This window comes from Streptomyces sp. NPDC044063 (genome assembly GCF_056434285.1).
Window position 1 is genome coordinate 92,014 of sequence record NZ_JBWKFM010000026.1, and the last position, 11,640, is coordinate 103,653.

Here is an 11,640-nt window from a genome sequence, read left to right on the forward strand (position 1 = left end):
CGTCGCCTCCCCTCCACCACCCCCCCCCCCCCCCCCCCCTCCCCGGGGGGGGGCCCCCCCCCCCCCCCCCCCCCCCCCCCCCCCCCCCCCCCCCCCCCCCCCCCCCGCTTCGAGGTGAGCACGCGCACGGTGCAGCGCGACCTCCAAGCGCTGATGGAGGCCGGTGTCCCGGTACGTACCGCCCCCGGGCGGGGCGGGGGCTGGTCGATCGACCCGGAGATGACCCTGCCCCCGATCCACTTCACCGCCGACGAAGCCTCGGCACTGGCCGTCGCCCTCGCCGCCACCGACGCCGGCGCCCCGTACGCCGGTGCGGCCCGCACAGCGGCCCAGAAGATCGCGGCCTCGATGACCGGCCCCGCCTCGGCGGCGGCACGGAAGCTCGCCGCACGGATCGTCACGCTGCCCTCGCCGTCCGCGTCCACGGTCCGCGTCGCGGTGGAACAAGCCCTCACCACCAACACGGTGCTGCGGTTGTCCTACATCGACGCGGCGGGACGCGAGAGCGACCGCGTGGTGGAACCGGCCGGACTGCTGACCGCCGGCGGCCGGTGGTACCTCATCGCCTGGTGTCGTACCCGACAGGCCGGCCGGGGCTTCCGCCTGGACCGCATCACAGCGGCGGCTCCCACCACGGAGCAGGCACGACCCCACGATCCGACCGAACTCCTACGCGGCTCGACCGCGGCCGACGCGGTGCAACCCAGCGCACTGGCTTCACTGACACCCCGCGCCGAAGAACGACGGCGGCGTCCCGGCGCACCTCTCCGATCACGGACCTGAACACGCGTCCACTCGGCCCGCGATCTTTTGTCCGGCCCGAGGAGAGCTCTGTGTAACGTGGCCTGCCTCCCGCCTCGTATACAGAGTGACGTCAGATTCGTGGAAGGAAACAAGGTGGGGGAAGTTCCCGGCGACTACCTGGAGTTCGCGGCCGCGCGCAGCGGTTACCTGTTCCGTACGGCGTGCCTGCTCACCGGTGGTGACTGGCACCTCGCGGAGGACCTGGTCCAGGAGACCCTCGCCAAGATGTTCCGGTCGTGGCGGCGGATCAACCGCAACCACTCGCCGGTCGCCTACGCGCATACCGTGCTGGTCCGGACGTTCCTGTCCCATCGGCGGCTGCGCAGTTCGAGCGAGCGTCCGAGCGACTCGTTCCCGGACCATGCCGGGCACCTCGATGACGCGGAGCTGCGGCTGACGCTGCTCGACGGGCTGGCGCGGCTGGCCGCCAAGGACCGTGCCGTGCTGGTGCTGCGTTACTGGGAGGACCGCACGGTGGAGGAGACCGCCGCGGCCATGAAGCTCTCGCAAGGGGCGGTACGCGTACGGAGCCTGCGGGCGCTTCGGCGTCTGCGCGAGCTGCTCGGTGACGAGCTGTCCGAGCTCGCCGCCCGCTGAACCGACCCGCCCCATTCTCCAGTCGTACGAACGGAGCTGTCCCATGCCTCTTGACCACCATGACGACGCGGACGACGCGTTCGAGCGGCGGCTGACCGCCGCCCTGCAGGACGCGACCCACGCCTTCCCTCCCCCCGCCAGCGACCTGGTCGACCGCGCGACCGCGCGGGGCCACCGGCTGCGCCGCGTGCGCATGTTCCAGATGGGGGCGGGGTGCGCGGCGCTGACCCTGGTCGCCCTCGGCAGCACGCTCCTGGGCACCGGACAGGGCGGCGGCACCGCGACCCCGCAGGACCTCTCCCCCGCGGCCCCCCGTAACAGCCGGGCGGCCACCACGACCATCAGTGGAGAGGAGATGGTCGCGACCCTCAAGAGCCTGCTCCCGAAGGACGGGGCCGTCTCCGACGCCTCGGGGACCGGCTCGACGGGCAGCGGAAAGACGGCCCTGACCGCCAAGCTCACCTACAGCGGCCCGAGCGGCACCTCCGGCCTCGACATCGCCATCGGCCGGCTCGGTCCCGGTGACCACCCGGGCGGCTGCCTGCCCGTCCAGGTACGGCCGTACGACCAGTGCCGGACGAGCAAGCTGCCCGACGGCTCGACGCTCTACACCACCACCTCCTTCACCCACCCCAACAACGACACCGGGCAGCGGCGCTGGTACGCCGAACTCGTCACCGCCGACGGCGCGGTGCTGTTCCTGCAGGAGTTCGGGGGTGGTGAGGAGAAGGCGTCCGATGGCGGCTCCGACCCGGCACTGTCCATCGAGCAGCTGAGCACGATCGTGCGGAGCCCGGCATGGCGCAAGGCCATCAGCTCCCTCCCGGCCCCGGCCTCCGGCGCGCCCGCCGGGCCCCGGCAGCAGGGCGTCCCCGGCGCGCGCATGACCGAGGTGCTGACCTCCCTGCTGCCCCCGGGCGGCCGGATCACCGATCAGCACGCCGACGCCGGCCTCGTCCAGCTCTCGTACGACGACGGCCACGGCAAGTCCATGATCGAAGCGGATGTGCAGAACGGCATGACCAAGGCCCTGGCCGGACTCATGGACTGCCCGTCCGACTCCGACAGCGCCGACTGCCGGAGCCTGACCCTCCCGGACGGCACCCGGGTCAAGGTCACCCACGCGTCCTCGGAGAAGGGAGGCTCGGCCGTCGTCTGGACCGCCGACACCCTGCGCCCGGACGGCCGTCGCGTCCTCGTCCGCGAGATCAACTCCTACGCGGAGAGCGCCCCGGTGACCCGCCCGGAGCCACCGCTGAGCCTGGAGCGGCTCCAGGAGATGGCGCTCGATCGGAAGTGGCTCGACCATTCGTGAGGGTTCGGGGTCCGCGCGAAGGGGCCGGGAACTTCCCGGCCCCTTCGCGCGTTGCGGCGGACGTCCTGACTGTTCGATGTGTGACGCGACGGCGGTGCCGTCGTCGGGGGAAGTGAGAACCCATGGCCATGGTGGGCCTGTTCTGGATCGCCGAAGGCGACGTCTACATCGGCGCGAAGCCGACCGGTCTGGCTCCCGGCGTCCGCCTGACCCCCGAGGGCGTGGTGGCCCTCGGCGACGAACAATCCGGCCTCCACCTCTGGGAGGACGTACAGGCCCTGACGGTGACCGGCGTCCCCGTGAAGACCCTGAAGCGACAGGTCGGCGCGGTCACGGACATGGCTCTGAGCACGGTGATGAACATGGCCCTTCCCGTGGGCCCGCTCGGGGGAAGCGAGACCCCGCCGATGATGACGATATGCCTGGAATCCACCGACGGTGAGCACGCGTTGACGGCTTACACGGCCGCGGCCGTCGGCTACTCCCCGGCAGAGGCCGACCTCTCCCGAGCCCTCCTGTCCCGCCTCACCGAGGGCGCCGCGACCATGGCCACGACGCTCGCGGCGATGTCCGCGTGGGGCCGGGCCTGGGAAGGCGGGACCCCTCGGCGGGCGGAACGGGAAGAGCTCCTGCGGACCTGGGCGAGCTGAGGATCCGTCAGGACCTGGCGCCCGGGGTCTGGCCGGAACGGTCGACGACGGCACGTTCCAGGACCGCGGTGGCGTGGACGAGAGTGCCCTTGGTGCCCCAGGCGCTGGTCCGGGTCAGGTACTTACGGTCGCCCAGATAGGTCAGGCGCTGCGCGTCGAAGACCCACTCGGTGAGCTGGTGCAGCTGGGTGTCCTCGCGGGCGATCCCCACCCCGTGGCGGCCGTCCGCGTCGACCGCGTCCCGCGTCGCCGTCACCCCGGGGATGTGCGAGGCCGCCCGGTACAGGGCCGCCTCCGTCCTGGGCGGCATGACGGACGAGCCGAGGAGACGGCCGAAGGCCTCGAACACGGCCTGATCGAAGTCCTGGCCCGAGACCGGCCTGACCTCGGCGCGGATACGCCGGTACAGCGCGCCCGGGTCCGTGGGCAACGACGCCAGCCACTGGTAGGTGGGCCGATCCAGCCCGGCCGGTGCCGCCGCGCCCCTCACGTGGACGTCCTTGCCGTCCTCGCGGAACATGCGGCCCTTCTCCGTCGGGCCGGAGCGCTGCGGTATCCAGTCCTCCCGCTCCTTCGGCGCACCCGCCTTCACGGGCTTGATGTGCAGCGTCGTGGTGGCCTTGCTGCGGATGTAGACGAACTGGTCCTCCCGTACGGGCCCCGTCGCCGTCTGCTGGGCGACGGCGGCGATGCGGTCCAGCAGCACGGTCGTGGCCTGCGGCGAGAGGGTCTCCCCGTCGTGGGCGCCGGAGATGACGGGTGCGTCGGCGGGCTGATGCGACGGGGACGTGACGAGCAGAACCGACGCCGTCACGGCGGCCGCGGCCGCGGGCATCAGCAGGACCGGGCGCGTCCAGAGGCGTCGGCGCGGGCGGGCGGCCGGGGCGGCGGGCGTGGTGGCCGCGTCACGGTCGATCTGCCGCAGGAGCGCGTCCCGGTGGTGCTTCAGGCGGTCGGCCGGTACGTCGCGCTCGGCCGGCGTCGGTGCCAGCCGGGCCCACTCCTCGCGTTCGGTCGAGATGGGCGTGGGGGTCTTCGGAGCCGTCGAGGTCATCGGGCTTCCTCCCGGGTGGACAGGGCGGGCGGGACGGGCAGGGGTGGCGCGGCCGCCAGGCGAGAGCGGCGGTCCGCCGACGGTGACGGCGCCTCGGAAGGCGGTCGCTCGGCTAGCTGCGCGTCGGTCAGGCGGCGCAGCCTTGCCCGGGCGCGGGACAGCCGTGACCGCACCGTTCCTATGGGGACGCCGAGCGCCTGGGCGGCCTCGGCGTAGTCCAGGCCGGACCACACGCACAGCGCGAGCACCTCACGCTCCCGCCGCCCCAGCCGGTCCAGCACCGCGCGGACGACGGCCAGCTCCCGGGCGTCGTCGATCCGTGCCACCGCCTCGTCGGCGAAGTCCCGTACGGCCTTCTCGGCCGGTCGGCGGGCCAGGAAGGCCAGCCGTCTGCGTCGCCCACGATCGGCGTTGCGTGCCTTGTTCGTCGCGATGCCCAGAAGCCACGGCAGCAGGGAACCGCCCTCCGGTTCGACCTGCTCGTGGCTGCGCCATGCCTCCAGGAACGTCTCCGACATCACCTCTTCCGCCATCCCCCAGTCACCCGTCAACCGGTAACCGTGGTTGTAGACGGTCCGCGCGCACTCGTCGTAGAGCGTCGCGAAGGCCTCGCGATCACCAGCTCTGACGCGCTCGCGCATACGGGTCTCCTTCAGCGTTTCGTTCCATGACCCGTACCTCTCCGCATCTCACGACCGGTTCCAGTGACGCCCGTCACATCGGATCCCGTCAAGCGGGTCAAATGGAATATATGCGCTTTTAGGATTGCCCCTGTGGCCCTACGGCCCTACGCGGTGCCCGGCACCATGGCCCGCACCAGCTCGAAGGTCCGCACCCGGAGGGCGAAGTCCGGGCAGACCGTCGTGACGGCCAGTTCGTCCGGGGCGTAGGCCTCGGTCAGACCGGCGAGCCGCTCGGCCACCTCCGACGGCACCCCGGCGATCAGAGCCAGGGTGTCCGACTCCGGGCCGGGCGCGAGCGCGGGGGCGGGAGCAGGAGCGGCGGGCGCCAGGGCGTGCAGCTCGTCCCAGGAGGGCAGGGTCCGGCGCCCCGTCGGGGCGGCGGCCAGGGTGAGGAGGGAGCGCAGGAGGCGGACGTCCCGCGGGTCGTCCGCGCAGGCCACCCGGACGGCGACGCCGACGCGGGGGCTCTCGCCGAACGGGCCCGGCCTGAACTTCTCCCGGTACAGCTCCACGATCTCCGGCCGCGCGCTGCCGTGGGCGAACTGCGCGAGGCAGAACGGCAGCCCGAAGTGGGCCGCCAGCTGTGCCCCGCCGGGGCCGGCCCCGGTCAGCCACAGCTGTGGCGGCGAGGACTCGGGCAGCAGGTCCGTCCCGGCGGTGAGGTGGGCCACCAGCTGCTCGATCTTCTCCGGGTACGGCGCCTCGCCCGGCCGCGCGAGATGCCGGGTGATCGCCTCGCCCGCGCCGGGGCCACGGCCGATACCGAGGTCGATCCGGCCGGGGTGGAGCCGTTCCAGCAGGTTGAAGGTGGTCGCCACCTTCAACGGCGCGTAGTGGGGCAGCAGCACCGAGGCGGTGCCCACCCGGATGGTGCTGGTCACCGCCGCGGCGGAGGCGACCAGCACCTCGGGCGACCCGCAGCCGCTGGTCGCGCCGTGGTGCTCGGCGACCCAGAAGCGGTCGTACCCCAGCTCCTCGGCCGCCACGGCCAGCCGGACCGACTCCCGGGCGGCTCCGGCCGGGCCGGTGGCCCCGTAGACCAGCACCTGGTCGAAGGCGGTGAGTCTCACGACCGGGCTCCCGTCCCGGTCGCGGCGGCCCGGTCGAGCAGCCGGCGCCACATGCCGTACGTGGCGTCCTCCTGCTCGCGCCGCAGGCCCATCCGGTTGCAGTGCATGTGGAACAGGCTGCGCAGGATGTCCCTCCGGTCCGACCAGAGGGCGCCGGCCGCCGCGAGTTCGGCGAACCGGGCCGCGTACCCCGCCCCGGCGCTCCGCCAGACCGCGCCCACCTGCCCGAGCACCGCGGCCTCGGCGCCGGGGGCGGTGTGGCCCTGCCAGAGCCGGCGCGCGGCGGCCCGGTACTCCGTGGCGCCGGCCAGCGGACCGGCCATCGTCCGTACCAGCTCGTGTCGTTCGGTGACGTCGGGCACCAGGATCCGGCCGATGGCTTCGAGGCTGAGCACGGTGAGCGCGGCCCGGTCCAGCGGGGCCTCGCCCTCCGGTACGGGCGCCGCGAGGTGCCGCAGCAGGGCGAGGGTCGCGGCGCTGTCCCCGCGGAAGAGCTCCTCGGCCGCGTCGATCAGCTCGGGTCCGCCGTAGCGTTCGATCTCCCGCCGGTACGTCGCGAAGGAGACGTCGATGATCCGGCCCTCGGTCACCAGGCCGTGAGCCCAGGTGGCGACCTCGCCCAGCAGCTCGGCGGCCCGCGCGGGATCCGCTGCCGGGAAGCGCAGCCGCAGGTGCGGGGCGGGATCGCCGTACCGGAGGTAGAACGGGTGGCCCGCCAGGCCGCGCTCGGCCAGCGTGCGCGTCAGCGTCGCCACCTCGTCCACCAGGAGGGCGTCCTGCGCGTCGTTCTCCACATACAGCTTGGCGTAGACCCACGGGCCGCCGACCGGCCGCAGCCGCTCGGCGTCGGTGATCGGCCGGCGGGCGGCGGCCGCGGGCCGGGGCGCCGGCGCGTGCCCCGCGCGCAGCACGGGAACCACGACCTCCGCGGCGAAGGGGGCGTCGGCCTCGTCCCGCAGGAAGCTGTCCTCCGGACCCGGCAGCGCCTCCTCGATCCGCAGCGTGAAGTCCGCCTTCTGGGCGGCGGCCAGCCGCAGCTCCTCCAGCGAGGGGGCGCTCTCCAGGTCGAGGAGGATCGTGTTGTCGCCCTGCGTGAGGACGACGAGGCGCGGCACGTTCCACCGCTCGCGCCAGGCGGCGACGGCCGCGGTGAAGGCCGCCGGCGATTCCGCACAGCCGGCCGGCAGCCCGGAGGCCGTCAGCAGCCAGCGGGCGCGCCGCAGCACCAGGTCGTCCCGGACGACCCGGGGCAGGAACGGCATGCTGCCCGACAGGGAGCCCCAGTCGAACATCGACACCTCGCGGAAGGCCGCCGCGGAGACGTCCAGCAGGAAGCGGCCCACGTTCGGCGCCATCAGCGGATTGAGCATGGTGTGCTGGGTGACGTGCAGGTCGCGCCCCAGGGCCGGGCTGTGCAGGTAGAGCCGGCCGTCCCGTACGCCCACGACCACGTCCTCGAGCGCGACCACCTGGTGGGCGGGCCGCCCCGGCGCGACGTTGAGCGGCAGCTCGAGCGCGCGGACCGCCGGACGGACCGCCACGTTGGTGGCCCGGGCCTTCTCCGGAAGGTAGGTCAGCTCCACCACCTCCACCCCGGGCAGCAACGCGGCCTCCGCCTCGGCCAGCTCCTCCAGGCCCCGGCGTCCCTCCGTGCCCAGCAGGTCGTGGAACCGGGCGAACGTCCGGCCGCCGTACGCCACCGCCGTGACCACCCCGCGCCAGCCGGCCCCCGCCGCCGTCGGCGGTGCCACCTGGAGGCGCACGTCGATCGCGGGCCTCAGCGGCCGGTCGTCGTAGCGGCGCAGCTCGGCGATCCACCGATCGTCGAGGACCACCTCCAGGCTGCCGCGGCTCATCGCGTCGGCGGCGAGCCGTTGCAGGACCGCGTCCCGTTCCTCCCTGCTCCGGTCGCGGGTGGTCATCGGCTGCAGCTCGTACGAACGCGGCGGACTCAGGTAGCCGGCCGGCGCGCCCAGCCCGGTCTCCTCGGAGAGCACCTCCAGGACCGGGACCTGGGCCTGCGCGCCGTAGTGCTCGGTGAACGCCGTCGCGTAGTCGCGCAGCCGCAACGGGTACTGGTAGACGTCGCCCGCGGCGGTCAGGATGTCGGCGGCTCCCTCCGCCAGCCGCTGGACCTCGGCCGGCAGGACGGGACGGGCGGGCACGTTCAGATGGGCGTCGATCCGCAGCAGGGGCCCGGCGTACTCCCCGCTCACCTCCCGCGCCTGCGGGGCGATCTCCTCCTGGAGCGCCTCCAGGGCGGTCGCGTCGCCGGCGATGTTGAACGCCGCGATCGCGGCCTCGACGGACTCCAGGGCCGCGATGGTGTCGTCGTCGCAGGCGGCCGCCAACCGCTTCGACAGGGGCGGTTGTGCCAGCCCTTCCATCAGGACCGGCCGGTGCGCGGTGATCAGGAAGGCCAGGTCGACCAACTGGTCCAGGAGCGCGGTGACCTTCTCCGGCGGGACGGCCGGATACCGCCGCGCCAGCTCGTCGCGCAACGCGCCGAAGGTCCTGGGCGTACGGGCCGACTCCAGCACGAGCCGGACCGCCGGGGACCAGCGTACGGAGACCGCGCGGCGCGACCCCTCGCCGTAGGCGTCGGCCGTGGACAGCCAGGCCCGGCCCCGGCTCACGTGCATGAGGTCGTTGGCGCGGAACTCCAGTTCGGTACGGGCTCGCGAGGTGCTGGTGACCGACTTGAACAGGTGCAGCACCCAGCCCATGTCCGGTCTGGCCACGGCGTCGGTGATGGCGGGGAGGCCGAGGCGGATACCGGAGGCGGAGTCGGGGGCGGAGTCGGGCTTGGTGCTGACATCGGGAGCCGGCGCCGGTTCCGCGAACCTGCCCACCGCCACGCCCGCCACGGTGCTCAGCGGGGTCGGTCGCAGGCTCATCCGGTTCAGGTACCGGCCGAGGCTCATCATCGCGCGGCGCCGGTCCCGGGCCGAGAGGGTGTCGATGCCCTCCACGGCACGGGCCAGGTCGGGTGCCGCCAGCGAGATCGCCGAGCGGACCCCGGGCTTCGCCCACAGGTCCAGCAGGCCGCGCAGATAGCGGTCCTCCCATCCCTCCGGGCCCGCACCGGCCGGCTCCGCACCGGCCGGGCCCGCGCCGGTGGCCAGCAGGTCCGTCATCCCCCGGGTCGGCAGGGCCGGCGCGCGCAGCAGGAAGAAGTCCCGTGCGGCGTAGGTCCGGACGTGGGTGACGGCGTTCCGACGGGTCACGCTCAATCCTTAGCTGTGCTGGAGCAACGCTCTTACGGCGGTATGGCGGTACGGCGGGCTACGGCGGGGGTACGGCGGTACGACGGGTCCTGATCAGGCCGGGGTGAGGAAGAAGATCTCGTCCCACCCCGTCGCCCGCGGTGCGAGAGCCCCGCAGAGCGCGAGCAGCACCCCGGCGGCGCCGTTGAGGAGCCCCGGGTCGTCCACGAACTCACCGCGCCGGGGCTCGTCCACCATCACGTAGGGGCGGGCCTCGTCCGCCAGGGACAGCACGGTGGACAACGCGTCCTCGGCCATGGTCCGGAAGGAGGACGAACCCGTCACCGCGTGGGCCCGCTGATAGACCGCCAGCAGGCCGGCGTGGCCGTGGCAGAGGTTGGGTGAGAAGATCGTCCGCTCGGCCGGCGCCCAGTCCACCACCCGCTGGAGGGCCCCGACCGCGGTCGCCTCAAGGGCGTAGTCGCCGAGCACCTTGGACGCGTTCAGCAGGGCGATGCCGACGCCCGGAGCGCCGTAGCACCAGGCGGCGCGCGCGGAGTGCTGGCCGAGCGGGGCGACGGGCAGTCCGGTCCCCTCCTCGGCGCGAAGGAGGTTCGGCCAGGCGGCGCCGGGCGTCTCGTCCCTCAGCCGGCTGTCGACCAGCCAGGCCGTGGTGCGGGCGAGGGCTTCGGCCGGGCCCGCACCGCCGATGCCGGCGGTGATCGCGGCGCACAGGGCCGAGACGATGCCGGGCAACCCGTGGGAGAAGCCCAGGTTGTACATGCCGTGCGGGGCCTGCTCCTCGTATCCCGGGTAGGCCGGGTAGTAGTCCGGCGAGGTGAACCAGCCGAACCGTCCCCGGTCGTCCGGCTCGGTCAGGCTCAGCAGATACTCCGTCAGCCGCTCGGCCGCGGTACGGATCGGGTCGCCGGGCGCGGAGTCCAGGGCCGTGCAGAGCCGGGCGGCCACGGCCAGTTGGCCGGCCGCGCCCGAGATGACGTCGAAGGCGGCCACCGGCAGGCCCTCCCCGGGCCGCGGGCGCGGCGTCGCCGCGATCTGCTCGCCGAGCCGGTCGGCGATGCGGCGCAAGGACGGCAGGTAACGGTGGTCGTGCGCGGAGAACTCGAGCAGGACGGAGGCGAATCCGGCGGTACCGGAGTAGAGACCGGCCCCGGCCAGCGGCTCTTCGGCGGTGGCCTGCGCGGAACGGCGGAGGAGGGCCTGCGCCGCGTCGATGAATGTCTGGTCGTCCAGCGCCTTGCCGGCGTGCAGCAGGGCCAGCGCGATCCCCGGGTAGCCGTCCGCCAGGCTGGAACCGTGTGCTCCCGCGGGCTGGTCGCCCGGTGTTCCTTCCGGTGCCTTCGCCGGTGCCGGTGCCTCCGCCGGTGCCTTCGCCGGTGTCGTTCCCTGCCGCCGCACCGCCTCACCGGCGAATTTCGCCAGCCGGTCGGCCACGGCCCGGGCCACCTCGGCGGTCCTCGCGTCGAATTCCAGTACCGCCACTGCGGAGTCCCCCCGAATCACCACAACACCTTGTCTCGTTACCAGAAGGCTCCCGGTGCGGATCGCGCGGATCGCACCGGGAGCTTCCCTGTTACGGGCGTGCGCCCGTCAGCAGACCGACGGATCAGCAGACCGTCGGGTAGCCGATCGTGATCGGGCAGCCACAGGAAGCGTTGTTGCAGGACCAGCAGGTGCTGCCGATGCTGGCGAAACCTTCCATGGTGTCCTGGACGGGCGTGGCGACCACACGGACGTCAAGGTCGAAATCCGGCTCCATATTTACCTCCACTTGAATTCACGCAATTCCCGCTCCCCCGGCCGGGCTCCACTGAATTCCGTGCAGGGAGCGGCACTAGGGGAGTTCTAGCACGCGATTCGAACAGGTGGCTGGTTCCGGCGCATGGTTCCAGCCATCGCGGGAGTGACGCAACTAACAAGATCAACAAAGTGGCTGATCATGACACCTCCAGGAGAGCGGGTTCGGCCACCAAGATGGCTGGTTTCAGCTTCACGCGGCCGAGAGCGACGCCCGCGGAATGTCCTGGTTCTCCGGTTAAGCGTTCATGGTGCTCTCCGGTAACGCCTCGGTGTCGTAGGGCCGTTCGGGCCATTCAGGCTGTTCGGGCCGTCCTGGTCGTGGGGGGGGGGGGGGGAGGGGAAACGCCCCCCCCCCCCCCCCCCCCCCCTTTCCTCGACCCCCCCCCCCCCCCCCCCCCCCAAAACGCCGCACCGCCCCCACCCGACAAGCATCCGGTCAC

General features: G+C 73.2%; 10 protein-coding genes. 4 read left to right on the forward strand and 6 right to left on the reverse strand.

Annotated elements, in window-relative coordinates; all coding sequences use genetic code 11:
• Positions 1-114 precede the first annotated feature (114 nt).
• The 4 genes from AC07BS_RS27475 to AC07BS_RS27490 all read left to right on the forward strand — a co-directional run bounded on the left by AC07BS_RS27475 (position 115) and on the right by AC07BS_RS27490 (position 3,366).
• Complete coding sequence (locus AC07BS_RS27475) at positions 115-783, forward strand: helix-turn-helix transcriptional regulator (protein WP_478934811.1); 669 nt, start codon at positions 115-117, stop codon at positions 781-783.
• A gap of 114 nt (positions 784-897) precedes the next feature.
• Positions 898-1,401 (forward strand): SigE family RNA polymerase sigma factor, encoded by a 504-nt coding sequence (locus AC07BS_RS27480; RefSeq protein ID WP_478649623.1) that lies wholly within the window; start codon positions 898-900, stop codon positions 1,399-1,401.
• 43 nt (positions 1,402-1,444) lie between these two features.
• On the forward strand, positions 1,445-2,716 hold the full coding sequence (locus AC07BS_RS27485; protein ID WP_478934812.1) for a hypothetical protein: 1,272 nt from the start codon (positions 1,445-1,447) through the stop codon (positions 2,714-2,716).
• Between the two features lie 122 nt (positions 2,717-2,838).
• A complete protein-coding gene (locus AC07BS_RS27490) occupies positions 2,839-3,366 on the forward strand; it encodes a hypothetical protein (protein ID WP_478649618.1) in 528 nt (175 codons plus the stop codon).
• 7 nt (positions 3,367-3,373) lie between these two features.
• Here the strand turns inward: AC07BS_RS27490 and AC07BS_RS27495 are convergent, their stop codons facing one another.
• The 6 genes from AC07BS_RS27495 to AC07BS_RS27520 all read right to left on the reverse strand — a co-directional run bounded on the left by AC07BS_RS27495 (position 3,374) and on the right by AC07BS_RS27520 (position 11,159).
• A complete protein-coding gene (locus AC07BS_RS27495; RefSeq protein WP_478934813.1) occupies positions 3,374-4,420 on the reverse strand; it encodes a CU044_5270 family protein in 1,047 nt (348 codons plus the stop codon).
• Positions 4,417-5,061 (reverse strand): RNA polymerase sigma factor, encoded by a 645-nt coding sequence (locus tag AC07BS_RS27500; RefSeq protein WP_478649614.1) that lies wholly within the window; start codon positions 5,059-5,061, stop codon positions 4,417-4,419. Before AC07BS_RS27500 ends, AC07BS_RS27495 begins: the two co-directional genes overlap by 4 nt.
• 146 nt (positions 5,062-5,207) lie before the next feature.
• Positions 5,208-6,173 (reverse strand): MsnO8 family LLM class oxidoreductase, encoded by a 966-nt coding sequence (locus AC07BS_RS27505; RefSeq protein WP_478934814.1) that lies wholly within the window; start codon positions 6,171-6,173, stop codon positions 5,208-5,210.
• Positions 6,170-9,400 carry a lantibiotic dehydratase gene (locus AC07BS_RS27510; RefSeq protein ID WP_478934815.1) on the reverse strand — a complete coding sequence of 1,077 codons (3,231 nt, stop codon included), beginning with the start codon at positions 9,398-9,400 and terminating at the stop codon, positions 6,170-6,172. The genes AC07BS_RS27505 and AC07BS_RS27510 overlap by 4 nt, the downstream gene beginning before the upstream one ends.
• 93 nt (positions 9,401-9,493) lie before the next feature.
• Positions 9,494-10,882 carry a lanthionine synthetase C family protein gene (locus tag AC07BS_RS27515; RefSeq protein WP_478934816.1) on the reverse strand — a complete coding sequence of 463 codons (1,389 nt, stop codon included), beginning with the start codon at positions 10,880-10,882 and terminating at the stop codon, positions 9,494-9,496.
• A 124-nt stretch (positions 10,883-11,006) separates the two neighbouring features.
• A complete protein-coding gene (locus tag AC07BS_RS27520; protein WP_478649604.1) occupies positions 11,007-11,159 on the reverse strand; it encodes an FDLD family class I lanthipeptide in 153 nt (50 codons plus the stop codon).
• Positions 11,160-11,640: the final 481 nt, after the last annotated feature.

Bases quoted from the DNA above. Each gene is read 5' to 3' on its own strand.
- AC07BS_RS27500 (WP_478649614.1), bottom strand. From the start codon at position 5,061: ATGCGCGAGCGCGTCAGAGCTGGTGATCGCGAGGCCTTCGCGACGCTC.
- AC07BS_RS27495 (WP_478934813.1), bottom strand. From the start codon at position 4,420: ATGACCTCGACGGCTCCGAAGACCCCCACGCCCATCTCGACCGAACGC.
- AC07BS_RS27520 (WP_478649604.1), bottom strand. From the start codon at position 11,159: ATGGAGCCGGATTTCGACCTTGACGTCCGTGTGGTCGCCACGCCCGTC.
- AC07BS_RS27485 (WP_478934812.1), top strand. From the start codon at position 1,445: ATGCCTCTTGACCACCATGACGACGCGGACGACGCGTTCGAGCGGCGG.
- AC07BS_RS27490 (WP_478649618.1), top strand. From the start codon at position 2,839: ATGGCCATGGTGGGCCTGTTCTGGATCGCCGAAGGCGACGTCTACATC.